The organism is Paraburkholderia sp. J7, from assembly GCF_905220155.1.
Classification (GTDB): Bacteria; Pseudomonadota; Gammaproteobacteria; order Burkholderiales; family Burkholderiaceae; genus Paraburkholderia.
This window is the reverse complement of record NZ_CAJMYZ010000048.1, coordinates 1-25,955: the sequence shown is the minus strand read 5'-3', so window position 1 is coordinate 25,955 and position 25,955 is coordinate 1. Positions and strand designations below refer to the sequence as shown.

The window sequence follows — 25,955 nt, the reverse complement described above, 5'->3', positions numbered from 1 at the left end:
CGTGCCCGATACTTGAGCAAGCGCAGGAATGCTTGTAGCAGAGTCGGGACGGCGAGCCGGCGAACTCGCCGTGCTGCACTCGCCCGCTCGTTCCCTTCGCTATCCGCAGATGGTCGGTCGCATAGCCACGATAAGCGACGCCTGTCGCGTCAGCGACGTTTTCCCGGTGCCGAGTGAGTGAATGTGTCAGATTCGCTCGCGGTGATCCGCCGCGGAAATCGCGGAGGGCATCAGCTTTGATTTGGCCGACACACCTTCGATGTCGGCGCCGATCCGTGAGTGACCGCTCAGGGATGCTGGCGGAACCAGACTGGCAGAGCGTCGAACGGCGCGCATTGGCCGGTCACTGCCCGACGCGGTCGCCCGAAACCGACCCACAAGAGACCTTCAGATTTCCCCAAAACGGCCGTTCACATAGTTGGTTCGGCAGGTCAACACGCAAAGCTCACGGGCGCGAGAGTCAGCGATCAGGCTCTCCGAAGCGATTCGGAAATTTCGTAAAGGAAAGCCCATTGAAAATAATCGCGAAGCGCCTTGTGGCAGCGTTGCTTGCCTTAATAATTGGCCCGCTCGGGGAAACCGCTTTGGCAGGCACCCCAACTAGTCAGTCATTTGCTCCTGATCCCCAAATTCAAAAGATTGCGGAAGCTTACGCAATGGACGCAGTTGATTTCTCCGGGAAGCAGTTCGGAATCAAGCTTGACTGGTCGGACGCGAGCATTGCCGATGTTGAGAAGGCACTGGCGCGTATGAATTCGTCGTATATCGGAGCGAACCCCAAGCCAACGGACGAGAAAGTTATGTCGTTTGCAAAAGCATATGGGAGTTACGTGGGCGAGGTATATCGTCGCAACCACGGGGGCGAATGGGGTATGGTCACTCTCGGAGAAAACCGATTTCCGGGCCTGCGAACCACCGCGGGCACGAGCTTCTGGCCATGGGCACGAGCGTTCAACCGGATCACGAAAGGTTCAGAAGATAATATTGCTGACTACTACACGGCTCTGTTAAAAAAATAGAGCAACCAAGTTGAGCATCTTGACTTCAACAGCGTCTGTTGAAGCCGTCATGTCCGCTCAGGCCGCACTGCGCCCCACGCCCGAGTGCTGCGGTCCGTACGCAATCACCGTTGCAGCCAATTGTCTCGACCGATGCCATAGACGTTATCGCATTCTTCATATGCCTCTTGGAGTGAGGCGTACAAATGATCCGAGGTCGGAAGTGCCGCTTCTACGGCTTCGTACGCGAGTGCTGCATCGCACAAAGTAAGGCAACTAGCGAACTCGAATGCCATCGAAAACCGCACAATGTGGCGTACGGCGCGCATTTTCGTGGAATGGCAAGCTGAGGAATCCGGGTAGTCTGGAGGCGGTACACGTTGAGTTTGCCTCGAAAAACGGAACGGCCACGGCGTTTAGTGACTTCCGCGCACCAAGAAAAAACCCCGCTCAGGATTAGAATCCTGAGCAGTTTTTCATTCATCGTCGGCGCGCTGAATGTCCGCCTTGCCGTTCATATCAAGTGAGAGCCTGAACAGCTTTGTCTCGCCAGGCTTGAGCGTGGTTTCGCGCTGGGTCCATTCGGATTTTCCGATTGAGCAGAGTCCCTTGCCTTGGGGGTCCCGTCCAGCGCGCAGCAGGACTTCGCCAGCAGGAACGATGAAGCGCGATGATTCGCCAGTATCCAGGCGCGCGGCCAGCTTGCCGTTGATCGACACGGCATAGAAGCATCCGCCGCCAATGAAGCCGCTATCCCGCGTGACAATAAGCGTGCCGGTGTCGATCCCCGGCGCTGCGGTCTGGTAAGCCGTTACGCGTTCGCTGGGGGCACTGGTTGAGGAAGTTCGCGGCGTTGGTTCGGTTGCGCAGCCGGTAAGCGCGATAGCCGCAGCGATTGCAGTGGCGCGAATGGCGCTCTTCATTGTTTTCCCCGATGTAGTCTCATTGTGTTATGTGCCGCATTGGGCGTGTGCCTAGTGTATCAGCCGGTTCGTGAGCATCAAAGACGGCCTGACGGTCACGGCTGTTGTGTGCGCAACCGTCGTTTCTTTTGCGAACAGGACGCCTCTGACAATTGTTGACAGTAGTGGAGAACCAACGCGCATAAGATTGAGTCATGTATGCGTTCGCTTAATCAACATGATTCCTCTTCCAGTCGCTATCCTGGCTTCGATCCTTTTGAGCGCAGCGCTTGCTGTCCTCGGGTTACTGCTGATCGGCTGTCCGGTCTAACTGCAAAGCGCTTGTTGACTTCCAAGCCGCAAACAAGGAAGCGTATTTGGATTCGGCGGTTGACGTTCGCCATTCACGTTGCATCGCGAAAATCGAGTGTCTTTGGTATCTGCGAGACGTTGGGCGCTTACCGACCCGGAGCGGCCTTTCGTGGCGGATTTTACTCAATGTCCCTTGTCCGAAGTTGAGCCGCCATCCGCAGTGTCGAAGCCGCCGTTGACATCGATTTCGCGTCAACGGCGGCCTTCGACGCATGTCAAGCTGCTTTTCGAATTTGAGGCGGCTTCCACGTGCCGTTGAGTATCGGCTCCTTGCCCCAATAGGACCGGATATAGAGCGAGAACGTGCCGGCAGGTGCAGGCAGCCAGTTCGATTCCTTTTCCGCGCCCGGCGACTTGGCGCCCGCATAGAGCGTGAGTGAGCCATCGGCATTGCGCTTCAGGTTCTTGTTCTTGGTGCCGAGCGAATAGCGCTTGAGGTCGTTCGCGTTAAAAAGATGCTTCTCGTTATAGAGCGTGAGCGACCAGAAGCCGTTGACGGGCGGTTCTTCGCCCTTCGCGAAGACGATCTCGTACGTGTTTGCGCCGTTTAGCTGCACGCCCGAGGCGTCGAGATCCGTATAGAAATACTGCGTTTCAGTGGGCCTATTGTCGAACATGTTCGACTTGGCCGTGCCCGTACGATCGTAGTAGTCGAACCCGGTCTGCGCATTGTTCGTTGAGCGGTTCCAGTTGTTGCCGGCGGGAACACCGTTGCGCCGCCATTCGAAAAACGGCCCGACCACTTCACGCTCGGTGTCGACGGCCGTCGAGACGAGCACCTTCTTGATGTCGGGGTCGCGGTTCGCTACTTCCATCAGCGAGCGGAACTGCGCGTAAAGCGCCTCTTCGCCCGCGAGCGGGGGTACGGTGTCGAGCACCTGGTTGAACTGGTCGAAGAACTTTTCGGGAATGACCCACTTCGTCTCACCGCCGCTGCTGTCGTCGCCATTTGCCTGCGCGGGCGGCGTGATGACCGGCGCATGCATCCAGTCGATCGTCTTCATGCGACCGTCGAACTGCTTCAACGGATAGAACACCACCTGATTGATCACCGGCTGGATGGCCTTCTTGTCCTCCGGCGTATCGTTCTGAAACACACGTGGGATCGCGTTGGCAAGTGCGGTCGGGCAGCGAATGACGTCCGTGATGCCCGCAGGCTTGCTGCCCTTCCAGTTCGGCCCCACGAGTAGGTAGAAGCCCCGGCGCGACTTGTAGGGCTTGCCGAGATGACCGAACTGATTCGTGCGGGCATCGTACAGCGCATAGACCCAGAAGCGGTCGCCGAAATCAGGGACCTGTGCGACCACGGGTTCCTCGTCGAGCGAGAAGAAGCCGAGCCCGTAGACCACGTCCTGGTTCGGACAGGTGACAAACGTTTCGGCCGGGTCGATATAGTCATGCAGCATGGCTACCTGGCCGCGCGGCGCTGCGGGCAGCACGCCGTTGAGCAGTCCGGGATGTGGCGCCTGTGTGATACGCGCGTTCCGGTTGAGCATGTTGACCATCGGCCAGCCCCAGACGTAGGCCATCTTGGCGATGACTTGCGCATATTCCGGGTGCATCAGTATGCCCGGCGGAGGCAGGGGTTCTGACGCGGCTATCGGCGCACCAGCGTTCGTGGTGTTCGCCTTGCTGGCCTTTGCGTCCGCTGCGAGTGCCACTGCTGGCACGCTGGCCAGCGATGCGGCGGCCACGGGCAGCATCCCGCCAAGCACAGTGAGCAACCTTCGCGTCGAATCGACTTCGTTCACGTCCTTCTGACCAGCCATGTCTACCTCGCGAGGTGGTTATCTGTTTTCCAAAGGATTGCAAACAATCTCCCTTACCAGCGAATGCGGGTACTAACCTACCAGAAGCGGCTTTTTCTCAGTCCAGAGGTGATCCAGTCGCGTTTCCCCGTGAACACGGGTGGCAGGTGGTCCGGATGGCAGCTTTCCCACACGCATCGGACTTTTGAGCGTCTGCGAATGGCCCCCACGAGCGGCCGGAACTGGCCGAACCCGGAAGTAGCAGGTCGACCATCCGGGTATCGGAGGCGTCGTGACTTTGAACTTCCGCAGACGATTGCGGATTCGCCCCGTCGGTGCAACACAATCGACGCTGCGTCTTCAGCGGGAGTGTTGCAGGTGACGTACAGAAGCCGGATCTATTACAGCGAGAGCCAGAAGGCGTTGATGCGGGAGCGCTGACGTGCGCAATTGGCAATGACGGCGCGGCCGCTCCACTCGGGACAGGTAGTAACGGTCCTGCGCCCTTGCAAGCCAAGTGAGGGATGTTGCTGGATCGTTCTCCAGGTGCTGCAAATCTTGAGTTGCCTTGTTCAGTTCAGCGACCGCAGTGTCGAATGCGAGCGTGTCTTCCGGCTTCGGCATGGGGATTCACGGAGGAGACGTTGAACGACGAATCTCAAGTACAACCGTACAAATCGCGCTCACTTTCATTACTCGTCGTCCTGATTAATTGAAAAAATCGACCGCGATCACCCGAACGCGAGCCGGCAACGCGGGCGCGCACATCGCCCGTGCGTCATGGCACGAACCGCCATGCGGCTTCCTCCGAAGCGTGCAGAAAGATAGATCCCAACTCGCTCTTTTGCTGCATTGCAAATGGTTGTTATACGAATTTTCGTCTTTGTGGCAGGGGCGAATTTCTTGCTCGGGTTTATACCTGGTAAGTGCCTGCGCGCCAAGGCCGGCAAGGCATTTCCCGATACGCTTACGAGACATGAGGCGGCTTCAACGAACAAACGATTGACATACGTCCACTCCACCTTAGAATGGTTATTGCTGCATCGCACCACCCACCGTGTTCTGTGTCTTTTTGTCCGTGAGCGGCTCTTGTGGACATTCGGGCACTTCCACCTTGCATGGAGCCATTGATGAGCACTGAGACGACGGAGCAACTTGTCGCCGCGCAGAAAGGCGGAGTCGAATCATTGTTTGTTTTCCTGAACAAGGCATTTGAAGGCATTGAAAGGCTGGCCGAACTAAATGTGCAGGCGGTCAAATCGACCCTCGCTGAAAATCAGGAATTCGCCGTCAAGGCGCTCTCTGCCAAAGAGCCGCAGGAAACGTTTTCACAACAGTCGATCCTGGTTCAACCTGCTGTTGAGAAAGTGCAGTCATATTGGCTCCACGTGTACGAAATCCTCTCCAGCACCCAGGCCGAATTTGCCGCGCTCGCAGAAGCACAGGGCAAGCAGTTCCAGAGCGATGCGCAGTCTTTCATCGACGGGCTCACGAAAAATGCGCCGGCGGGAAGTGAGTCCGTAGTGGCGGCCTGGAAGACGTTCATCACGACCGCAAGCGAGACAGCCAATTCGGCGTATGAAACTGCTGTGAAAGCCGCCAGACAAGCCGTGGAGACTGCTGAAAGCAATCTCGATGCTGCGTCAGTTGCCAGACAGACCCGCCGGGCAGTTGTATCTGTGGAATCGGATGCAAAACAGTAGAGTCTTCGACGGTGCTGAAGATAAGCGACTGAAAGCGCAGTGAAGACGTTGAATCAGGTGGTAGCCCGTGTGCTGAAAGGCTTGCATTTCCGGCGCGATCGGAGACCTCAAAATATAAGTAGTACTTTGCAAATCGACATTGTTCGTGCCGTTTTCGTTACTGCGAAAAAAGCTGAAGCACAGGCCTGATTTCCTTGCGACGGCCACTACCATCGACTGACAATATGACATTACTGATTGGCATTCCTCTGGAGACAGCCACCGGAGAGCGGCGCGTAGCGACCGTGCCCGAGGTGGTCGAGAAACTGATCAAACTTGGGTTCGCGGTTGCCGTACAAAGCGGTGCCGGCGCAGGTGCGAACTTTGGCGACGGTGATTACCGTGCAGCGGGTGCCGAGGTCGTCGCAACGGCGGCCGAACTCTGGGCCCGCAGTGACATCGTTTTCAAGGTGCGCCCCCCGGGCAGCGAGGAAGTGGCGCTGATGCGCGAGGGCGGCATGCTGATCGGCTTTGTGTGGCCGGCCCAGAACTCCGAACTGATGCAGCAACTGGCCGCGAGGCACGCTACCGTGCTGGCGATCGATTCGCTGCCGCGCACGCTGTCACGCGCGCAGAAGATGGACGCGCTCACCTCGATGGCCGGCATCAGCGGCTACCGCGCGGTGATCGAGGCAGCCCATGCGTTCGGCCGCTTCCTGAACGGTCAGGTCACGGCCGCCGGCAAGGTGCCGCCCGCAAAGGTCTTCATTGCTGGCGCGGGCGTAGCGGGACTGGCTGCCATCGGCACCGCGGCCAGTCTCGGCGCGATCGTGCGCGCCAACGACACGCGCGCCGAGGTGGCCGACCAGGTCAAGTCCCTGGGGGGCGAATTCGTCAAGGTCGAGTACGACGAGGAAGGCTCGGGCGGCGGCGGCTACGCCAAGGTCATGAGCGAGGGCTTCCAGCAGGCGCAGCGCGCGATGTACGCGCAGCAGGCGAAAGACGCGGACATCATCATCACCACCGCACTGATTCCCGGCAAGCCGGCTCCGAAGCTCATCACCGCCGAAATGGTGCAGTCGATGAAGCCGGGCAGCGTGATCGTGGACATGGCCGCGGAGCAAGGCGGAAACTGCGAGCTCACCGTGCCGGGCGAGGCGGTGGTGCGCCACGGGGTGACCATCGTCGGCTACACGGATCTTGCTTCGCGTCTGGCCAGGCAATCGTCCACGTTGTATGGCAACAACCTGCTGCGCGTGGTCGAGGAACTGTGCAAGACGAAGGACGGCACGATCAACGTCGACTTCGATGACGACGCCATCCGCGGCCTCACGGTCATCAAGGAAGGCAACATCACCTGGCCGCCGCCGCCGATCAAGCAGCCGGCCGTCGCGCCCAAACTCCAACCCGCCGCTGCTGCGGCGGCAGCCGCGCCGAAGAAAGGCCACGGCAGTAGCGAACCGATGTCGGCGAAGTCGCTGGCCATCGCGTTCGGCATCGGCGCGCTCGCCTTCCTGATGGTGGGACTGTTTGCCCCGGCCACGTTCCTCTCGCACTTCACGGTATTCGTCCTGGCCTGTTTCGTCGGCTACATGGTGATCTGGAACGTCACGCCGTCGCTGCACACGCCGCTGATGAGCGTGACCAACGCGATCTCGTCGATCATCGCCATCGGCGCGCTGGTGCAGGTCGCGCCGCCGCTGGGCGGTTCCGCGGCGGGTGACCGGCCATCGGGTCTGATCCTGGGCCTGGCGGTGGGCGCGCTGGCACTCACGGCCGTCAACATGTTCGGTGGCTTCGCAGTGACGCGCCGCATGCTGGCGATGTTCCGCAAATAAGGGGACGACAACAATGACTTCCAACCTGACTACCGTCTCCTATATCGGCGCGGCGATTCTCTTCATCCTGAGCCTCGGCGGGCTGGCCAATCCCGAGACCGCGCGCCGCGGCAACCTGCTCGGCATGATCGGTATGCTCATCGCGGTGCTGGCAACCGTACTCGGTCCGCGCGTGTCGGCCGAAGGCATTCCGTACGTTGTCGCTGCGCTGGTCGTCGGCGGCGCGGTCGGCCTGTTTGCTGCGAAGAAGGTGCAGATGACGCAGATGCCCGAACTGGTCGCGCTGATGCACAGCCTGGTTGGCCTGGCGGCGTGCCTCGTTGGCTTCGCCAGCTACATCGATACGTCGGTGCAATTCGCTGGCGCCGAGAAGGCTATTCACGAAGTCGAGATTTATGTAGGCATCCTGATCGGTGCAGTGACCTTCGCGGGCTCGGTCATTGCGTTCGGCAAGCTGTCGGGCAAGATCGGCGGCAAACCGCTGCTGCTGCCGGCACGACACTGGCTGAATCTGGCCGCGCTGCTGATCGTGATCTACTACGGTCGCGCGTTCCTGCATGCAGAGACGATTCAGGACGGCATGCTGCCGCTCGTTGTGATGACGGTGATTTCGCTGCTGTTCGGTGTGCACATGGTGATGGCGATCGGCGGCGCCGACATGCCCGTGGTGGTGTCGATGCTCAACAGCTACTCGGGCTGGGCGGCGGCGGCCACCGGCTTCATGCTCGGTAACGACCTACTGATCGTAATTGGCGCGCTGGTGGGCTCGTCGGGCGCGATTCTTTCGTACATCATGTGCCGCGCGATGAACCGCAACTTCATCAGCGTGATTGCGGGTGGCTTTGGCAGTGGCGCGGGCGTGCCCGCAACTGCGGGCGGCGCAAGTGCGCAACCCGCGGGCGAAGTGGTGGCGGTGAGCGCCGCCGAAACTGCCGAGCTGCTGCGCGACGCGAAGAGCGTGATCATCGTGCCTGGCTACGGCATGGCCGTGGCGCAGGCCCAGCACACGGTCTTCGAACTCACTAAGCTGCTGCGCGAGAAGGGCGTCGACGTGCGCTTCGCGATTCATCCGGTAGCGGGGCGCATGCCGGGCCACATGAACGTGCTGCTGGCCGAAGCAAAGGTGCCGTATGACATCGTGCTCGAGATGGACGAGATCAACACGGATTTCCCGGAGGCGGACGTTTCGATGGTTATCGGCGCGAACGACATCGTGAACCCGGCGGCGCAGGAGGACCCGGCGAGCCCGATCGCCGGCATGCCGGTGCTGGAGGTCTGGAAGGCAAAGACGTCGATCGTGATGAAGCGCAGCATGGCCTCAGGCTATGCCGGCGTGGACAATCCGCTCTTCTACAAGGACAACAATCGCATGCTGTTCGGCGATGCGAAGTCGATGTTGAGCGAGATCTTCGGAGCGCTGAAAGCCTGAACGCGGCGAAGCGGGACTCTCCGGGGAACAACGAAGCGAATCGGAGAAGATCATGGCGATCAGCCGGGCGTCGACAATGCCATTGTCGACGCCCGGACGGAGCGGATCGGCATCGCGGTGCCTACACGCAGTGCGAACCGGGCCTGTGCTTGTGGCAGCATGTTCCCGCGCCCGCGGTGGCTATGGCACTGCGACTCCCGCGGCAGGCCGTCGACATAGGCCGTCACCTCCTCCCAGAGTTCGCGTTCGAGAAGACGCTTCATATGCGGTGCCGCGCGGGGCGCAGGCATCGCAGCGAGAGCGGAGACAGGATTCGTCACGGGTCTCAGAACTTGTAGACGTGCGCGGGACTAAACATCGCGGCGAGGTGCAGGCGACGTAGCGCCTTCGGGCGTACCTTCTGCAGCCAGAAAAGCAGCGCCGCTGCGATTCCGGCACGAAGGATCTGTTCCGCTGCCCAAAGGCTGTCTGCGGTCGTGGCTGCGTGCAACATATATGGAAGCGTACTCGCGAACAGCCAACTTTTCTTCTGCAAGAGCCTGTAAATTTGAAATGGCCATTGAATGAAGCTGGTCAACCGAGACGCCTTCCTGTTCCAGATTCCTCCACAACGTCGCATTCTCGGGCGCTCTTTGAGGCAGGCAGCATGAATGCCGATGTCCCTTCGCGCCCGTGCGCGTAGGGACATCAGCGGTGAACCCAGAACGCGTTTCAGTTGAGCATCGGACCCGCAATCCGTCCTTCCCAGATAGCGTTGTTGATGTCGAAATCGTTGACGGTCCCAGTGGCGGGGCCGCCATCGACCGTGACGATGACGTTGCGTGCGCCGACGATCCGCTGCATTTGTGCGCGCGTGAGCGTCGCTTCCTCATTTTCCGCGAGGGGATTGTTCGGAATGTCCGCGATGACGAGAATGCTCTTCATGATGTTTCTCCGGGCTATGCGAGTACGAAAGATCGTGAGATCTGGATGAGCACAGCAACTGCTCGCTCGGTTTATCGCAAGGGCTGTGCCAATATCCGCGCTCGCACGCATGAATGTACTGAGGCCATGATTGATGGGTCCGTGCACATGCTCGGCTCGCGCTTACTTCCGACCTCGACGGCCTATATGTTGGACGCCCGCGAACAGCTATGTCCAGGCTGTGGGAGAAAGAGCGGCGTCGGTTGCAAATTTGCCTGGGCGAAGCCTGACTGCGAACAGCAAGCGGTCGTTTCTGCCCGCCAGGACGGTCTTGCCACGCGGGTGTCTGCTCCCGGCTGAGGTGGTCTCCTGATTACCCCATTCTTCGTCAGCTCAGCGTTTCCCAGCGACCGCTGACCACTCATTCGCCCAACGTCAACAAAAGCCGAATTGCGTGCGTAGTTCCTGCGTCAGGTTCCGGAGTATCGCGTGGACATCCCAATGGCTGGCTTCCTCAGCTTGCTGAACTGGATGTAATGGCAGGAAAGCGGTTGCCGCCGCCCGCGACTGCATCGCCTGGCATACGCGGTTCATGGAGACTCGCGCCTGCCCGACGCGCCTGAATTGCCTCCTGTCATGACGGAATCGAGATGACCAGGGCGGGGTGGTGACAGGAGTCCGGGCGACTATCGAAGCATTTCAACGCGCTCTCGAAGACCGGCAAACAAGGGCTCTGGATCTCTGAATAGGGTAGTGAGCCGTCATGGCGTGTTTCAAACTTTCCATTCGGCAGGCAGTCCGTCGGAATTCCTTTGCTTTACCCATAACTACCACGCATGCCAGTCGGGGCCGACGCTCAAGTTTCCTTCGCGGTTGCCGATAGTCTGTTCGGGGTCAGTCCAGCGAACTATGCGTAAAACATGGACTGACAAGCCTGAGCCCTTGCAGAAGTCTATCGATGATTGGAAGGCTGATTGAAAGGAATCGGGGCGATGGAGGATCGCGCAACAGATCAGGTGGCAGCACACGCGCTTCGGGCAATCTAGATTCGATCGCCAATTTCAGCGCAGGGGAAGAGGTGGAATTCGTGATAAACGGTGGGGGCGCTAACGTACGGGGGCCGTCCGGCCGGATATCTGGTGTCCAGGTATCCGCGTGCCAAACGCGCGAGACCTTTACTCATCCATCTTTTTGCGATTCACGGATTCTCTATGCTTATCAAGAACGTCGCAGTCAGTCTCCCTTCACGGGTTGTCACGAACGAAGAAGTCGTGGATATGATCCGGTCCCACTCCACTGAATTCGATGGCGACATCGACAGGACCATGCGAACCATCAAGACGCTGCTTGACCGCAGCGGTTTGGTCAATCGACGCTGGTGCGACAGCCATGAGTCGCCCATCGACCACGTTGCGATGGCGACGCGCAAGGTGTTATCGGAAACCTATCTGCGGCCGGAGCATATCGAACTGTTCATCTTCGTCGGCATCGGCAGAGGGTTCCTCGAGCCGGGCAACAGCCACATGATGGCGAGCACGCTCGGCTTTGATAACGCCGAATGCTTCGACGTCGTCGATGCCTGCATGAGCTGGACGCGGGCCATGTCGATTGTCGACAGTCTCTTCAAGACCGGCCAATATAAAAACGCGCTGATCGTGAATGCCGAATTCAATATGCTCGCTGGTGGTCCGCTCTTTCCGTCGAATTTCGCCCTCAAGCACCACGCGCAGGTCGAATACACCTTGCCGTCGTTCACGATAGGCGAAGCGGCGACGGCCACGCTGGTGGTGGCGAACGAGCCGGATAACTTCAGCTTCGCGTTTCGCGGCAAGCCGGGTGTATCGGACCTGTGCACGATTCCGATTCCTGGCTACGAGGGCTATTGCCACCCCACCGACCGGATCGGCAAGAACGGCGAAATGCGATTTACCTCGTTCGGCCATGAACTGCACAAAAACTCGGACGAGCTTTCCGAAGTTTTCTCCAGGCTGGCCGTTCCCAAAAAGGACATCGATATTGTTTTCACGCACGCCTCTTCAAAGGCTGCGTGGCACGGCTACGGCGTGAAGGCTGGCATCGACGATAAGATGTATCACATCTATCCGGATACGGGAAACCTCGTTTCCGCCTCGATCCCGGCTGCGATTTCCTTGGCCAAGGAGACGGGGAAACTGAAGCGCGGAGACAGGGCGTTGTGCTGGGTAGGCAGCGCTGGCATGTCATTCAACGTCAGCAGCTTCCGGTTCTGACGCTTGGAACCCAATTAACGAGAACAATATGAAAGGCATTGCAGGAGGCGTTCGCTATCTGAAGCAGCGGGTTCGCGACGCGTATGGGTTGTCGGACCTTAGCGTGCTGGCGGTTGGCGTCATCGGGACAATCGGACATCCGCTGTACTGGCTGTGGTGGACGTACATTGACCCGCAACCGAATGAAAGCACGCTGATGCGGGTGATCGGCGCGCTCGCCTGTCTGCTGATTCTGCTGCGCCGCTTCTGGCCCGCAGCGGTGGTGCCTTTCCTGCCGTGGTATTACTTCCTGACGGTAGCGTATACGCTACCGTTCTTTTTCACCTACTACCTGATCACCGGCCACTATTCGATGATCTGGTCGATGGCGGAAGTCGGGATGATGTTCTTCCTGATTGCGATATTTCCGTCGTTCACCGCGCTGGCGCTGAATCTGGCCATCGGGGTTGGCCTCGCCATCTTCTGCGCCTGGATCGTCACCCCGGAGTCCCTTCAGGTCGACGGGCATTTGTTGCTCTACACCTACCTGCCGGTTTTCGCGTTCGGCATTAGCGCCGGCCTCACGTTCAGCTACAGCAACATGCGTGGGATCACGGCGCAGGCAAAGAACGGCGCGCTTCGCGCGCTGGCTGGTACGGTCGCTCATGAAATGAGGAATCCACTCAGCCAGTTGCGGTACGTGCTCGATCGCGTGGAGGAGGCGCTGCCCGCCATGGCCGAGTCGAGACCGTCGTCGGCGTTGCCGGCTGACGCTGTGGCGTTGCTCTCGCAGCACATTGCGCACGGACAGCTGGCGATCGACCGCGGGCTGAGAATCATCGCGATGACGCTGGACGAAGTCAGCGCCAAGCCTGTGCAATCGGACAATCTCAACTACGCGAGCGCGGCGGAAACGACACGCAAGGCGCTCGACGAATACGGCTTTAGCGACAGGAAAGAGCGCAGCCGCGTGAAGCTGATGGTCCTCGAAGACTTTACCTTCAAAGTCGACGAGACCGTTTACCTGTTTACGCTGTTCAATCTGATCAAGAATGCGCTGCATCACATGGCGGCGCATCCCACGGCAACACTCACACTGACTGTCGACCGGAACAAGGTGATCGTTCACGACACGGGACCCGGTATCGCCGCCGAGATGATGTCCCATCTGTTCGAGCCTTTTCGCACACAAGGGAATTCCGCGGGCACGGGCTTGGGTCTCGCCTACTGCCAGCGTGCGATGCGCTCGTTCGGCGGCACGATAGAGTGCCGCTCGGAACCTGGCAGATTCACTCAGTTTACGCTCGAGTTTCCTGCCGTACCGGAGACCGAACTCGCGGCTCACCGGCAACAGCTGCTTGCGCGCGCCACAGCGTTCTTTAGCGGGAAGGCAATTCTTCTCGTCGACGACGACGCAGTGATACGCGAGAAGGTCTGCCATGCGCTTGCAGGGGTGGGCGCGCGGGTCGCAGAAGCAGAAAACGGAGAACGCGCGCTGACGCTCCTTCGACAAGACTCTGCTTACGATCTCGTCCTCATGGACATCAATATGCCGGGTCTGGACGGCTACACGACGACCGAGAAGATCCGCTCTGATCCCGACCTCGCGGGCGCAAACGTCCTGGTGATCGGCTATACGGCCGAGGCTCACAATCTTGCGCGTGTGCTTGCGAAGGGAGCCGGCATGGACGCGACGATCAGCAAGTCCATCCGCATGGCGGAACTGGTGAGTATGCTGCAAAAGCTCATGGAAAGCGGGGACCGGCATCAGCGCCACCCGCGCTTCGATGGGTTCGCGGGCAAGACCATTCTCGTCGCGGACGACGACACCTACAGCAGAATGGTCGCGAAGAGCTATCTGGAGCGCTGCGGCGCCAGCGTGGTGGAGGCGGAAAACGGGCAGGGCGTACTCGCGCGCCTGCAGAGCGGGGGGGCTGTCGATGCCATCGTGGTGGACATGAACATGCCCGGTATGGGCGGCGTGGAGACGGCAGCCTGGATTCGCGCCCGCGTGGACGAATATGGCGAAATGCCGATTGTGGCCTTGACCGGCCAGTCCGATATGGAGGCAGTCAGAGCCTGTCTCGCGGCGGGCATGAACGAGGTCATGACAAAACCCGTCCAGGTCGGCGCGCTCTATGCCTGCCTTGCGCGACAGTTTTCACACTCGCGCGTGGCGCCGTCGCCCGAGAAACGTAAGCGGCCAACCGCGGAAGTTGTGCGGATACCTAATCGAACGACAAATCGACAAGCTGTCCCGCAAAACGACCTGCTCGATGAGAGGCATCTCGACGAACTGGCTTTGCTCGACATGCTCGATCAAACTTTCCTCAAGGGCATTGCGCAAATCCGCTCGCTATTGGCGCAGCTTGAAAGCAGTGTGGAGGCCGGTGACATTCGGGAAGTGCACGCCACGCTGCACCTGCTTTTGGGTATCAGCGGAAATATCGGTGCGAAGGCGCTGCACCTGTACGTGAAGCAGATTTACCCGAGGGTGCTCGACGGTCAATGGCCGGAGGAGGACGACTGGTTCGAAGAGACCTGCTCGCTGGGAAACCGTTCCGCCGACGCGCTGCATCAGTATTTTATGGCCGCTATTAGCCCGGTCGATCAGCCGGGCAGCGACGACTGAGGTTCGAGTGGCTTTTCCGCGTCAGTTGCTTTCGCTGGGGCCTTGCGGGTGCCAAAGAGCATGGTGACGGTTGTGCCCGCGCCCAGTGTGGAGTCGATTTCCAGGCTGCCACCGAAGGATCGCATGATGCGGTTGCAGAAGATCATGCCCATGCCATGGCCGCCCTCATCAGCGTGAGTCGTGATGGGGTCGCGCAAGAGTCGCGCCTTGATTTCGGGAGCAATTCCAGGACCGTTGTCGCGCACCCGGATCACCGGTTCGAGATTGTCGAGCACTTCTATGTGCAACGCAGGGTGAGGCGTGTGGCTGAGCGCGCGCAGGGCGTTGGACAGCAACGAAGAGAGTACGAGCGTCACGCAATTGGGCATCGCGCGCACGGCGAAATCGTCCTTCACATCAACCGTTATCCAGTCGCGTTGCGAGGCGGCGAACGGATACGTATCGAGCAGGGTGGCAATGAGGCGCGCCGCCCTCACTTCCCGGGCTCCAGCGCGCGCCATGGATTGCGCGCTGCCGCTTTTATGCAAGCTCGCCCAGAAAGAGGAAATCAATGTCATGCAGTACTGGGCATTGGCGAGCATCGACGTTGCCGCATCGGCGACCTTGCTTTGGTGATTTGGATGGGACTCGTTGGCGCGATTGCCTTCCAGGGTTTCGGCAATCAGCGCGATCGTCGCCAGAGGCGTATTCAATTCATGCGCGAGGAAAGCGAGCGTCTCATCCATTGCCAGCAACTGATGCTGACGCGTTTCGCGCTCGGTCCAATGCGCGATCGCCTCTCGCAGCGTTTCGCGTACCGTTTCCAGCCGCAGCGGCTTTTCGAGGATCCGGAATACGCCTCCCGTATTCACCGTGCGCAGCAGCATGTCCTTGTCGGCGTAGGCGGTCACCAGAATCCGCACGATTCGGGGATATCGCTGTGCGGCTTCGCGCAGCAATTGGTCGCCATTGTTCACCGGCATTCGGAAGTCGGTAACCAGCACGGCGATGTCCGCTCCGTGCTCCCCGAGGATGTCGAGGGCTTCGTCTGCGTTGCGCGCGAGATGGACAGGGTAAAGTCCCTGGACTGCGCGTGCGAAGTGGGTGCGCGACATCTCGTCGTCATCGACGAAAAGGATAGAGAACGGTGTATGCATGGCGCTTGTCATTGCATTATTTTCAGCGCATCGAGCGTTGTGGATTTTGGCAAGTCACGTAGCGCCAGCATAGCACGTGCATCCCAGGATACTTCTGGGTTGCTCGCTTATGCCATGCGGATCAGATGACGACCTTGTCGCCATCGATGGCGAGCGACGGCTGCGGTACCGGGGCGCCTTCGGCGAGCACACGCGTAATGCTCCCGGCATCGAGTGGCTTGCTGAAGCGGAATGGCAGGGCCGCAATGGCAGAATCGCTGGCGCAAAACTTCGCGCGCTGGGTGCGAGCGCATCGGCCATCCGCGTCGTCTGGAGATCCCGACGGTCAGGCCATCCCACTCGGAGCCGCCCTCGCGTAGAAGATGACGTCAAGCAATCGCGTCCGTTTGATGCATATCAGCGACGACGCCAGCCGTCCTTCAATCGACTGACAGCAGCTCTGTAATGTTGAGATTCGAATGGCGAACTGCTTGACGCCTCGGACATGTCGGGCGAGTCGGTGAGCCAGACACCTGCAGCGTAGGCAGGCGGTGGACGCCCGGAAGTGGGGGAGCGTCTGCGTAAATGCGAGCGAGCTTTGTGTCGTCCCATTGCTATTTCTCGAGCTGTAGTAGGCCTAAGGGCGGGTATCGGGGTGGGGCGGTCATCCCATACAGTCGATCGGCGACAGGACATCGGGTATAGCGGACGTTGGAGTGACGGCCACTGTGAGTCAGCTGGTAAGCGCTTTGCCGCCGTTCGCGCCGTCTTGGCTTCGAATGTCGGGTGCCGATTCACGTGAATGGGTGCTTGCGACCCAGGGCGTGTGGAAACGTATTTTTCTACCGCGTGAGCAATTGACGGCCGGACCGGTCAAACTTTTTTACGGTGAGTTTGAAGGATCGAATGTCACGAGCACAACAACGCCCCTCGGGGCTTTAGCTCCCCGCCAACTTCATGGCCTTCAGAGTTCTTGCCGCGCCCAGTATGCTGATGACACGCTTCAGGTTGTAGGCTAATACCTGCAGGCTCATCTCGGTACTCACTCATTCGAGCGTTCGGGTCAGGAAGTGCGCAGGACCCATCCAGTGCTTGAGCGTACCGAAGACGTGCTCGACGGTACTTCGTCGGATGGTCATTGCATCGGGCTTCCGGTCGAGCCGTCGCTCCATGACTTCCAGTATCTTTTCATGCTCCCATCTTCGGATGCGGCGATAGTCGGTGGGAGAGCATCGCGCCTTCATAGGGCAACCCGGGCACGCACTCGGCCAGTAGACCCGCAGATTCATTTCATGCTCAACGGTCGTGAATCGATAGATGGCTCTCTCGCCGGCAGGACACCGATAAACGTCGCGTCTCGCCTCGTACACAAAGTCGGCTTTGGTGAACAGACCTTTCTTCCGTGACGCGGAGGTGAGCGGCTTGGGTACGTACGCGCGGATTCCGTTCAGGTCGCATGCTCTTATCTCCGGCCCGCTGAAGTAGCCCCGATCTGCTACGACTTTCAGATTCGATAGGCCCATCGCTCTTTTTTGCAGCGAGCGCCATTCTGCTGAGTTGCCCGTGATCATTTCCGACGTTGGTTACCTCGTGCTCAACGACCAGATGATGTTTCGTATCTACCGCTACCTGCACGTTATAGCCCACTATGCCGGAGCCTCTTCCGCTTGTTGCCATGGAGCGCGCGTCGGGATCCGTCATTGATAGTTGCTTGTCCGGTTGATCATCCAGCTGCTTCCTGATCTGTGCGAGTTCACGCATCTGCAGGCGCAGGAGGGCGATCTTTTCGTACAGTCGGTCAGCTTTTACTGCGAAACCTGTTGGACTGGTCCGGTCTGCGGTTTCAATCTGGTCGAGATATCGTTGCACACTCTCTTCGATCTGCTGCTGGCGCTTGTCGATCTTGCCTGTTGTGTAGTTCAGGTTCCGGCTGTTTGATGCCTTGAACTTGCTGCCATCGATGGCCACCATGTCACTGGATAGCAGTTTCAGCGCACGACACAGTTCGACGAAGCGCCGGCATGTGTTGCGAATGGCCACGCCGCTATCACGGCGAAAGTCCGCGTTTGTCTTGAAGTCCGGAGCCAGTCGGCCCGTTAGCCACATCAATTCGACGTTGCGCTGGCATTCACGCTCCAGCCGCCGGCTGGAGGGTATGCGGTTCACGTACCCGTAGATATAAATCTTGAGCATCACCCCGGGGTGATAGGACGGTCGGCCGGTAGTCGCTGGTGTGACACCGTCGAAACCGAGTTCCGCAAGGTCCAACTCGTCGACGAAGGCATCTATAACCCTGACCGGGTTGTCGGCGTCGATGTAGTCATCGACGCATTCGGGAAGTAGTGCGACCTGTTTGCGGTCATCGCCTTCAACGAATCTCTTCATGCGTCACCCGGTCTCAGTGCGTTGATTCAGTTTAGGCAATCAACACGTTTTCACACAGGCTGGACCAAAGGTGGCCCTGACCCGCAAGATAGTTCCGTTTAAAACTGGAGCAATCAGCCGTTACAGGGCAGCCAGAAGTTGACGGCCTTTTGCCACGGCTTGGCCAAAATGGGTAATCGTTGCGCAATCCATCGCCGCTCTGCAGGGTGCAATTCGACGACTGACTCTTTTGACCGCCGACAGCTCATCGTGGTCAGTTGCTGCACATGGTGAGGAATATGAGGTTCGCCAGCCTAGAGTCGCGGTCGATGCGCACAGGCGCAAGTCGTGTCACGGCGCACTCTTGATTGCGATCGATCCGAGCCGCGACAGGGCGATGACGACTCGAAGAGACAGGCTCGTGCCGAGCAAATATGCGATGCAGTGACGGGGCGAGAGACTGAAGGCGTTCGTGTGGCCAACGATCGATTGAGCCTCGCAGAAAGTGTGCCGATTTCGTCATCGAGATGACCGAATGCGGCCTAGACGCGGTCATTTTGAACAGAAAAAATGCAGTAGTACGGAACCGGAAGCATACGCGTCGCCTGGCGCTGTGATGAATTAGAAGAACGCCGACATCGCCCGTCGAGACGCGCAGCAAAGAAGAAGATTTCAAACCACGGAGCGGTACTCGCGCGCTCCTCCGACGCTGCCAGGAGAACCATGAAATTCATCCATTCAGCCCGAGCACGGGGCGTGTCGCTTGCGATCGGCGTTGCGCTGCCCTTGTTCGCCGCGTGGATTTCGCCGGCCACCGCTGCCGACAGGACGCTCGTCTACTGCTCGGAAGGTAGTCCCGCTGGTTTCGACCCGGCGCAGTACACCACGGGTACCGATTTCACCGCGAACACGTTCACCGTCTATAACCGCCTCGTCGAATTCGAGCGCGGCGGCACCAAGGTCGAACCGGGTCTCGCGCAATCGTGGGAAGTTTCGGACGACGGCAAGACCTACACGTTCCATCTGCGCCATGGCGTGAAGTTTCAGACCACTTCGTTCTTCAAGCCGTCGCGCGAATTCAACGCGGACGACGTCGTCTTCACTTTCGATCGCATGCTCGACCCGAACAACGCGTTCCGCAAGGCGTACCCGGTGTCGTTCCCGTACTTCACCGACATGGGCCTCGACAAGCTGATCGCGAAGGTCGAGAAGGTCGATGCGTACACCGTGAAGTTCACGCTGAACGAGCCGAACGCGCCGTTCATCCAGAACATGGCGATGGAATTCGCGTCGATCCTCTCGGCCGAATATGCCGATTTGCTGATGAAGGCCGGCAAGGCCGCCGAAATCAATCAGTACCCGGCCGGCACCGGCCCGTTCATCTTCAAGAGCTACACGAAGGACGCAACGATCCGCTTCGACGGCAATCCGGACTACTGGAAGCCGGGCGCGGTCAAGCTTTCGAAGCTGATCTTTTCGATCACGCCGGACGCGAGCGTGCGCGTGCAGAAGATCAAGCGCGACGAATGCCAGGTGATGAGCTATCCGCGTCCTGCCGACGTCGCGCCGCTGAAGGCCGAGGCTAACATCGCAATGCCATCGCAGCCAGGTTTCAATGTCGGCTACGTGTCGTACAACGTCGAGCACAAGCCGCTCGACAAGGCAGAAGTGCGCCAGGCGCTCGACATGGCGATCAACAAGAAGGCGATCATCGACTCGGTGTACCAGGGCGCAGGCCAGCCCGCGACGAACCCGATGCCGCCGACGCAATGGTCATACGACAAGAGCCTGAAGGGCAATGCCTACGATCCGGAGAAGGCGAAGGCGCTGCTCGCGAAGGCAGGTCTATCGAATGGCTTCGAGATGACACTCTGGGCGATGCCGGTGCAGCGCCCCTACAACCCGAACGCGCGCCTGATGGCCGAGATGATCCAGGCCGACTGGGCGAAGGTCGGCGTGAAGGCGAGGGTGGTGACCTACGAGTGGGGTGAATACATCAAGCGCGGGCATGCGGGCGAGCAGGACGCCATGCTGATCGGCTTCACCGGCGACAACGGTGATCCCGACAACTGGCTCGGCACGCTGCTTGGTTGCGATGCGGTTCATGGCAACAACTTCGCGCACTGGTGTTACAAACCGTTCGACGATCTCGTCCAGAAAGGACGCCAGACGCCTGACCCGGCGCAACGTACCAGCTACTACACAGAAGCCCAGCAGATCTTCTCGCAGCAACTGCCGTTCTCACCGATCGCCCACTCGACCGTCTACCAACCGGTGAGCAAGCGAGTGGTCGACATGCGTATCGAGCCGCTCGGCTACGTCCGGTTCGACGGAGTCTCGCTGAACTGACCGATGCGTGGCGCTTCAGTCGTGTCTGAACTGCCCGCACACGGGATGGCTTCATGCCGGCAGTTCTATGGCGCGCAGGAAGTCGGTGCGGCGGTTGCCGCGTGCGGACTTCAGATTCTCCGCGAGAATCCGCTTTGTCACGAAGAGCAGCAACGGCTGAGGAACACGCCCGCTGCGACGATTCTGGATTTGCGGCCGCGGCCGCGGCCGCGTGCCCGTTCATCCGGACGATGGGGCGGTTTCGTGCCGCAGAGCCGGAGAAATCGGAGAATTCGTATGATTGGCGGTTACCTTCGGCGCCTTTCCTGCCCGCGGGCGGCGGGCGCGGCTGTCTAGACAGCAGACGGACGGATCGAACAACCAGGTTGCACAAGGAAAGGAGTTGACAACATGACAAAGGACATCGGCGGATCGACTGCAGAAAAGGAGCTCGCGCAGTTGCACGACATGACGTCGGGTATGGAACCCATACAGCCTGGCGAATATCGGGCCCGCATCGCGACCGCTCAACGCATGATGCGCGAGCAGGGCATGGCTGCACTGTTCGTCGAATCGAACAGCAACCTGCTGTATTTCACCGGTGTGCCATGGCGTCGCAGCGAACGCATGACCGGCGCAATCATTCCCGCACACGGCGAGATCGAATACATCGTTCCGGCGTTCGAGAAAGGAACGTTCGACGGCATGCTTCAGATCCCTGGCACGATGAATCTCTGGCACGAGCATGAAGATCCGGCCCAACTGGTGGTTGAAACGCTTTCCAGGCTTGATGCGTTGAACAGCACCCTGGCTTTCGACGAAACGGCGCCGTTCTTCATGTACAGCCGCCTGCGCGAACGCGCCCCGGAGCTGACGATCATCGCCGCGGAGGGCGTCACCAGCGCGTGCAGAATGCGCAAGTCAGTCACCGAAATTGCGCTCATGCAGCGTGCCAACGACATGACACTGCGCGTGCAGCGCGCCGCCGCCCGCATTCTGCGAGAAGGGATCACGACGGCCGAGGTCCTGGACTTCATCGACAAGGCGCACCGCAAGGTGGGCGCGCGCCGGGGTTCGACGTTCTGCATCGTGCTCTTCGGGCCGGATACGGCATTCCCGCACGGCGTGAAGTCGCCCAAGGCGCTGGACCGCGACGATATGGTGTTGATCGACACCGGATGCGATCTGTACGGCTACCAGTCCGACATTACGCGTACCTATGTCTTCGGCCAGGCGAGCGAACAGCAGCGCGCAGTGTGGTTCCACGAGAAGGAAGCGCAACGGCACGCATTCGAAGCCGCGCAGCGCGGCGTCTTCGCCGAGCAGGTGGACGGGGCCGCACGCGGTTACGTTGAAAGCGTCGGATATCGAACTAATTACGGTCTTCCAGGACTGCCGCACCGGACAGGACACGGCATCGGGCTGGACATCCACGAGGCACCTTATCTCGTCAAGGGCAATCGTACGCCGCTGGACGTCGGCATGTGCTTCAGCGTCGAGCCGATGATCTGCGTGCCCGGCGCATTCGGCGTTCGGCACGAGGATCACGCTTACGTCACGGAGACGGGCCCACGATGGTTTACGCAGCCGGCACACAGTATTGACGACCCGTTCGGAGAGGAATGACACATCGCGGCGCGTTTTGGGGCGCGCCGCATGACGTCGGCGGCACGGTTGGGGGCCAAGCCAGTCTCGGCCACAGCCTGGATAACCTTGAATCTGTCCAGTTCGCGCACCGTCATGGTTATCCGTTCTGTTGCAGCCATCGCAGCTCCGGCGCTGGACTTCCAGCGGCCGGTCAGCCTGCGGGCAACTCGAAAGCGGACATTTGACCTTTGGGCGATTCGCCGAAGTCAATCTGACCCACCCGGGTCCTGTGTCACGCGGCTGCTTTCTCGCTTGCCCGCGTTCCTGTTTGTCCGGCTTTTCGTTCGTCCTTCAGTCGATAGCTCTCGCCACTGATTTGCACGATATGAGAGTGATGCAAGAGCTGGCCGAGCATGGCGGCCGTGAGCGTCTGGTCGTCAGCAAACGCGGTGGCCCACTGCGTGAACGGCAGGTTACTCGTCGAGACGATAGAGCCGCGTTCGTAGCGCTTGGCGACGACATTGAAGAACAGGTTCGCCTCGTCCCTCCCGAACGGCAGATAGCCGATTTCGTCGATGACGAGCAGTCTCGGTCCGATGATGCACGCCGCCCCGGCGTATGCCATCGACAACCCCCTGCGTCCGCGCGGCTGCGTCGGCGTCGAGCACGCGGCCTTTTTCCAGAACAACGAAACCGTTGTCAGACACCGGCATGTAGCAGGTTGGGCAGAAGCTCTCGATGGGCAGGCGTGGCAGATGAACGCCGATCCAATGGTGCATGACGATTCAGGAGAACAGGCGAAGTGCAGAGCGTAACGAATACGGGCTTGTCGCGATGCGGCCCACGGCGTTTGATGAATGAGACGTTCACGCCGTCGGGCGTCGCGCCGATCGAGATACGCAACGGGGCGGGGGACGTCGAGTTCGCCGCGGCCGTAGGACGAAAGAGGAACAGCAACGTATCCGCTTGCTGCGCGGCGAGGTGCAGGCGACGTAGCGCCTCCGGGCGTACCTGCTGCTGCCAGAAGAGCAGCGCCTCTGCGGTTCCGGCACGAAGGATCTGTTCCGCTGCCCAAAGGCTGTCTGCGCTCGCGGCTGCCTTGAGCACGCGGATGTATTCAGCGCCCACACCCCACCAGGTGAACGCTGCCGGCTGAAGTCTGTGCAGAGTTTGGAGAACGAAGACAGGCCGGGTCGCGACGGCTTCAAGCGCGTCTTTAAATGACGCGCTAAAAACCTACCTGAAAGAGCACCCGCTCAAGGCAGCATAAGAATGCTGTGGAGCGCGTCACATTTGCGCTTGCTGACGGGGAAGACGCAGAAAGCACAACGGGCCTTGCGGCCCGTTGTCTGATCAGCGCTCAGGCCGCCACTCGGGCAGCTCGGGAAATGCACTTCGTGTCGATGTCTTCGCCCGCTTGCGCAACTGCGCCTTCATCCCGGAAGTGACCACGACCTTTTTCTTGCTGGAGCGCGAAACACGCACCACGACGGTTGGCGGGGCCGCCACATCCGGCTTGGGCTTCTTCGGGGTTTCGCTCATATCGGCTCCGCTTCACTGAGACAGTCTGGCTGTTTTGTCCAAGCCGGGCTTAGCGCCGCCAGATCAAACTCCACAGTTGCGTTCCGTTGTCATGCCACCACTGCTCATCGATCGCCTGCAGCTCCTGGATGGAGTTGCTGGCAGCGAACCCGGGACGCGCAGCGGTTCTTCCTCAAGTGCGACGCATCGATATCCGCCGTAATGGACACCTGAATGCATCGTGAATTGCGTGCAGCGTTTCATGGTGGTGTCCGCGAACGACGTGTCAGGATTCAGGCACTTCCTGAACATGTCAGTGTGAGCGAATTCGCCACGCTCGCGTGGGCCTTCGTGTCTAACGAGGAAGATCTGGCAATGTCGCGTACCATCGCGAACGCGTGAGAAACCTGAGATCCTCAACGCCGACAGGGTTGCCCAGCTGGAGAAAATATCCGCGGAAGTCAACTGCGTACTGGCTGGATGATCGATGTGAGTACCGCTATTGGATGCCGACAGCAGGCGTGGGCGAGTTTGCGGGCGGCCGTAAGGCATTGCTGGACCCTGGATGGGAATAGCGCCGCGGCACCAACACGAATGAATGTTCATCAAGTTGCTGCCACACCGGCGCGGCCCTGGATGTCGGTAACGACGCGGACCCAGAAGTTCGGAAAGAGACTGGACGTAGCAGGAAGGGGCAGACGCCACCTGCTAGACTTCCCGATTGTTGACCTGGATGTCTTTTGGTAAGCCAATCATGAAGAGCAGTGCGAAGGGTGGCCTCGTTTATTCCACTGACGGCGGGCGGATGTGTCCCGATTGCAGGCAAGTGCTCGCGCAATGTGTCTGCAGGACGGTCGCCAGTACACGTCAGGTGGGCGACGGCGTTGCACGGGTGGGTCGCGAGACCAAAGGTCGGGGCGGGAAGAGCGTGACTACCGTTAAGGGGTTGGCACTTGACCCCGCTGGCCTGGCCTTGCTGGGTAAGCAGTTGCGCGCGGCCTGCGGCTCTGGTGGAACGGTCAAGGATGGCGTGATTGAAGTGCAGGGCGACCATTGCGACCGCGTCATCGAAGAACTCAAAAAGTCTGGCCATAGTGCGAAGCGGGCCGGGGGCTAATTTCGTCAGTGGGCGGCGGCGGAGAGGCTCAATAGACCGCGCACGGGCAGCAACAGCCAGCTATCGTCAATTCACGAAGGTCATCTCACGAGATAGCGTTGCCCGGCGTCGTCCAGGGCTCTCTGTGGATTGATTCATCCGATATCCAGAGGCAGGCATGGTGACACCAGCTGCGCCAGTACCACAGGGTAATGCGACCAGGCGAATGGCGCCTGATGAGATCACGGGCCCGTTCAAACGCGCCTGAGCTGGTTTTTCGGGTCGGCGCATTGGCGAGACAATCATGCTGAAGAGGGACAAATGAAGAAGGGAAAGGCGAAATTTACGCGTCATGATGCTGAACGACTTTTCGACGGACTACCCAGCGGGAACGTGAGGGTGTCGAGCCGGCCCGAGAACCCATTCGAATCAGGGGCGTTCGCCGAGGTCGAGCGCGTCGATGACGAAGCCAAACTCTGGAAAGACAATCTCATCACTCTCCCGGTAGCGATCGAGTTGCCTGCCGGCTACGAGTCGGTATCCCGCATGCGCGAGGCGATGGCGCGGGCATGGCGCATGAAGTGGGTGCGGGAGGGGGCAAACGAGGTTGTCGCCGAATTTCCTGAAGGATGGACAGCCGTTCGCCCGGCAAGTGGGCCCGTAGAGTTGCGAGATTCCTCAGGCGTGGTCCGTGCCTTGTACGGGTGGGCCGCGGACGCTGAACTCAGGATTCTGCCGCGCTATCTGGTTGAGTCGCAGGCGAACAGTTCAACTGGACTGGGTAGCCTGGTAGTCCGTGATCGCGCAAACAGCCAGATTCTCGAGAGATCATCAATCTGGTCGGCTAAATCTGGTACCAATCATCCGGAATGGGGCAGGCTGACAATGTGGCTCAACTCACACTACCCGCAACATCTGGATCCGCTGCGGTACTGGAAGGATTGCGAGGAAAATATCCAGAGCTAAGAACATATGGGGCCATGGCACGTCGGGGAACTTCCACCCTTATGGGCGGGGGCTTTACTGACTTGCTCATCACGCTGGCCGCCGTCGACCGGCAATTCGATCACTCGATGCAATTCGAGCGCAACGTACTTCGCCTGGCAAGTCCTTGATGAGGATTTTCAGTAGTTGGGAATGGACAACATACCCGGAAACGTCAAATTCAAGTTTCCCGAAATCAAGTTTCCCGAAATTGTCGTGCTTACGACG

The 25,955-nt window shown here is 59.6% G+C and carries 18 protein-coding genes and 3 pseudogenes; 11 read left to right on the top strand and 10 right to left on the bottom strand.

Annotation, left to right across the window (positions count from 1 at the left end):
* Nucleotides 1–512 precede the first annotated feature (512 nt).
* A complete protein-coding gene (locus tag U5A58_RS39620) occupies nt 513–1,019 on the top strand; it encodes a hypothetical protein (protein WP_321965364.1) in 507 nt (168 codons plus the stop codon).
* A 455-nt stretch (nt 1,020–1,474) separates the two neighbouring features.
* Here the strand turns inward: U5A58_RS39620 and U5A58_RS39615 are convergent, their stop codons facing one another.
* A complete protein-coding gene (locus tag U5A58_RS39615; protein WP_321965363.1) occupies nt 1,475–1,921 on the bottom strand; it encodes a hypothetical protein in 447 nt (148 codons plus the stop codon).
* Nucleotides 1,922–2,487: 566 nt separating this feature from the next.
* Nucleotides 2,488–4,041, bottom strand: coding sequence for a DUF1254 domain-containing protein (locus tag U5A58_RS39610; RefSeq protein WP_321965362.1), 1,554 nt, complete (start codon nt 4,039–4,041; stop codon nt 2,488–2,490).
* A gap of 1,109 nt (nt 4,042–5,150) precedes the next feature.
* Between U5A58_RS39610 and phaP the strand changes: the two genes are divergently transcribed.
* The 3 genes from phaP to pntB all read left to right on the top strand — a co-directional run bounded on the left by phaP (nt 5,151) and on the right by pntB (nt 8,969).
* Nucleotides 5,151–5,723: a TIGR01841 family phasin gene (gene phaP / locus U5A58_RS39605; RefSeq protein ID WP_321965361.1), complete on the top strand. Its 573-nt coding sequence runs from the start codon at nt 5,151–5,153 to the stop codon at nt 5,721–5,723.
* A gap of 224 nt (nt 5,724–5,947) precedes the next feature.
* Complete coding sequence (locus U5A58_RS39600) at nt 5,948–7,540, top strand: Re/Si-specific NAD(P)(+) transhydrogenase subunit alpha (protein WP_321965360.1); 1,593 nt, start codon at nt 5,948–5,950, stop codon at nt 7,538–7,540.
* A 13-nt stretch (nt 7,541–7,553) separates the two neighbouring features.
* Nucleotides 7,554–8,969 carry a Re/Si-specific NAD(P)(+) transhydrogenase subunit beta gene (pntB, locus tag U5A58_RS39595; RefSeq protein ID WP_321965359.1) on the top strand — a complete coding sequence of 472 codons (1,416 nt, stop codon included), beginning with the start codon at nt 7,554–7,556 and terminating at the stop codon, nt 8,967–8,969.
* A gap of 59 nt (nt 8,970–9,028) precedes the next feature.
* On the opposite strand, the gene U5A58_RS39590 is transcribed toward pntB, so the two are convergent.
* The 3 genes from U5A58_RS39590 to U5A58_RS39580 all read right to left on the bottom strand — a co-directional run bounded on the left by U5A58_RS39590 (nt 9,029) and on the right by U5A58_RS39580 (nt 9,893).
* Nucleotides 9,029–9,232 (bottom strand): hypothetical protein, encoded by a 204-nt coding sequence (locus tag U5A58_RS39590; protein WP_321965358.1) that lies wholly within the window; start codon nt 9,230–9,232, stop codon nt 9,029–9,031.
* 62 nt (nt 9,233–9,294) lie between these two features.
* Entirely contained in the window at nt 9,295–9,546 is a 252-nt protein-coding gene (locus U5A58_RS40935) for a hypothetical protein (protein ID WP_415774365.1), read from the bottom strand.
* A 134-nt stretch (nt 9,547–9,680) separates the two neighbouring features.
* Nucleotides 9,681–9,893: a hypothetical protein gene (locus tag U5A58_RS39580; RefSeq protein ID WP_321965357.1), complete on the bottom strand. Its 213-nt coding sequence runs from the start codon at nt 9,891–9,893 to the stop codon at nt 9,681–9,683.
* 1,190 nt (nt 9,894–11,083) lie between these two features.
* Between U5A58_RS39580 and U5A58_RS39575 the strand changes: the two genes are divergently transcribed.
* Together U5A58_RS39575 and U5A58_RS39570 are read left to right on the top strand one after the other, a co-directional pair.
* Nucleotides 11,084–12,121 carry a 3-oxoacyl-[acyl-carrier-protein] synthase III C-terminal domain-containing protein gene (locus tag U5A58_RS39575; RefSeq protein WP_321965356.1) on the top strand — a complete coding sequence of 346 codons (1,038 nt, stop codon included), beginning with the start codon at nt 11,084–11,086 and terminating at the stop codon, nt 12,119–12,121.
* Between the two features lie 28 nt (nt 12,122–12,149).
* Nucleotides 12,150–14,732 carry a response regulator gene (locus U5A58_RS39570; RefSeq protein WP_321965355.1) on the top strand — a complete coding sequence of 861 codons (2,583 nt, stop codon included), beginning with the start codon at nt 12,150–12,152 and terminating at the stop codon, nt 14,730–14,732.
* On the opposite strand, the gene U5A58_RS39565 is transcribed toward U5A58_RS39570, so the two are convergent.
* The gene (locus tag U5A58_RS39565) at nt 14,711–15,880 is read right to left on the bottom strand and encodes an ATP-binding protein (protein WP_415774364.1); all 1,170 of its coding nucleotides are present in this window, start codon (nt 15,878–15,880) and stop codon (nt 14,711–14,713) included. The two genes, U5A58_RS39570 and U5A58_RS39565, sit on opposite strands and share 22 nt — an antisense overlap.
* Before the next feature lie 905 nt (nt 15,881–16,785).
* Nucleotides 16,786–18,232: pseudogene (locus tag U5A58_RS39560) on the bottom strand (IS1182 family transposase).
* Between the two features lie 804 nt (nt 18,233–19,036).
* On the opposite strand from U5A58_RS39560, the pseudogene U5A58_RS39555 reads away from it, so the two are divergent.
* Nucleotides 19,037–20,560: pseudogene (locus tag U5A58_RS39555) on the top strand (ABC transporter substrate-binding protein); the annotation flags it as partial.
* Nucleotides 20,561–20,950: 390 nt separating this feature from the next.
* The gene (locus U5A58_RS39550) at nt 20,951–22,165 is read left to right on the top strand and encodes a Xaa-Pro peptidase family protein (RefSeq protein ID WP_321965352.1); all 1,215 of its coding nucleotides are present in this window, start codon (nt 20,951–20,953) and stop codon (nt 22,163–22,165) included.
* Between the two features lie 253 nt (nt 22,166–22,418).
* On the opposite strand, the pseudogene U5A58_RS39545 reads toward U5A58_RS39550, so the two are convergent.
* The 3 genes and pseudogenes from U5A58_RS39545 to U5A58_RS39535 all read right to left on the bottom strand — a co-directional run.
* A pseudogene (locus U5A58_RS39545) lies at nt 22,419–22,727 on the bottom strand (ATP-binding protein); the annotation flags it as partial.
* A gap of 98 nt (nt 22,728–22,825) precedes the next feature.
* Nucleotides 22,826–23,233 carry a hypothetical protein gene (locus U5A58_RS39540; RefSeq protein ID WP_321965351.1) on the bottom strand — a complete coding sequence of 136 codons (408 nt, stop codon included), beginning with the start codon at nt 23,231–23,233 and terminating at the stop codon, nt 22,826–22,828.
* 246 nt (nt 23,234–23,479) lie between these two features.
* Nucleotides 23,480–23,668 (bottom strand): hypothetical protein, encoded by a 189-nt coding sequence (locus U5A58_RS39535; protein ID WP_321965350.1) that lies wholly within the window; start codon nt 23,666–23,668, stop codon nt 23,480–23,482.
* Between the two features lie 213 nt (nt 23,669–23,881).
* On the opposite strand from U5A58_RS39535, the gene U5A58_RS39530 reads away from it, so the two are divergent.
* The 3 genes from U5A58_RS39530 to U5A58_RS39520 all read left to right on the top strand — a co-directional run bounded on the left by U5A58_RS39530 (nt 23,882) and on the right by U5A58_RS39520 (nt 25,709).
* The gene (locus tag U5A58_RS39530; protein ID WP_321965349.1) at nt 23,882–24,049 is read left to right on the top strand and encodes a hypothetical protein; all 168 of its coding nucleotides are present in this window, start codon (nt 23,882–23,884) and stop codon (nt 24,047–24,049) included.
* Between the two features lie 352 nt (nt 24,050–24,401).
* The gene (locus tag U5A58_RS39525) at nt 24,402–24,764 is read left to right on the top strand and encodes a translation initiation factor Sui1 (protein WP_321965348.1); all 363 of its coding nucleotides are present in this window, start codon (nt 24,402–24,404) and stop codon (nt 24,762–24,764) included.
* Nucleotides 24,765–25,064: 300 nt separating this feature from the next.
* Nucleotides 25,065–25,709 carry a hypothetical protein gene (locus tag U5A58_RS39520; RefSeq protein WP_321965347.1) on the top strand — a complete coding sequence of 215 codons (645 nt, stop codon included), beginning with the start codon at nt 25,065–25,067 and terminating at the stop codon, nt 25,707–25,709.
* The last annotated feature ends 246 nt before the right edge of the window (nt 25,710–25,955 follow it).

Coding starts and splice junctions, on each gene's coding strand:
- U5A58_RS39615 (WP_321965363.1), bottom strand. CDS start 1,921: ATGAAGAGCGCCATTCGCGCCACTGCAATCGCTGCGGCTATCGCGCTT.
- U5A58_RS39580 (WP_321965357.1), bottom strand. CDS start 9,893: ATGAAGAGCATTCTCGTCATCGCGGACATTCCGAACAATCCCCTCGCG.
- phaP (WP_321965361.1), top strand. CDS start 5,151: ATGAGCACTGAGACGACGGAGCAACTTGTCGCCGCGCAGAAAGGCGGA.
- U5A58_RS39530 (WP_321965349.1), top strand. CDS start 23,882: ATGCATCGTGAATTGCGTGCAGCGTTTCATGGTGGTGTCCGCGAACGA.
- U5A58_RS39550 (WP_321965352.1), top strand. CDS start 20,951: ATGACAAAGGACATCGGCGGATCGACTGCAGAAAAGGAGCTCGCGCAG.
- U5A58_RS39575 (WP_321965356.1), top strand. CDS start 11,084: ATGCTTATCAAGAACGTCGCAGTCAGTCTCCCTTCACGGGTTGTCACG.
- U5A58_RS39525 (WP_321965348.1), top strand. CDS start 24,402: ATGAAGAGCAGTGCGAAGGGTGGCCTCGTTTATTCCACTGACGGCGGG.
- pntB (WP_321965359.1), top strand. CDS start 7,554: ATGACTTCCAACCTGACTACCGTCTCCTATATCGGCGCGGCGATTCTC.
- U5A58_RS39590 (WP_321965358.1), bottom strand. CDS start 9,232: ATGAAGCGTCTTCTCGAACGCGAACTCTGGGAGGAGGTGACGGCCTAT.
- U5A58_RS39535 (WP_321965350.1), bottom strand. CDS start 23,668: ATGAGCGAAACCCCGAAGAAGCCCAAGCCGGATGTGGCGGCCCCGCCA.
- U5A58_RS39610 (WP_321965362.1), bottom strand. CDS start 4,041: ATGGCTGGTCAGAAGGACGTGAACGAAGTCGATTCGACGCGAAGGTTG.
- U5A58_RS39520 (WP_321965347.1), top strand. CDS start 25,065: ATGAAGAAGGGAAAGGCGAAATTTACGCGTCATGATGCTGAACGACTT.
- U5A58_RS39565 (WP_415774364.1), bottom strand. CDS start 15,880: ATGACAAGCGCCATGCATACACCGTTCTCTATCCTTTTCGTCGATGAC.
- U5A58_RS39600 (WP_321965360.1), top strand. CDS start 5,948: ATGACATTACTGATTGGCATTCCTCTGGAGACAGCCACCGGAGAGCGG.
- U5A58_RS39570 (WP_321965355.1), top strand. CDS start 12,150: ATGAAAGGCATTGCAGGAGGCGTTCGCTATCTGAAGCAGCGGGTTCGC.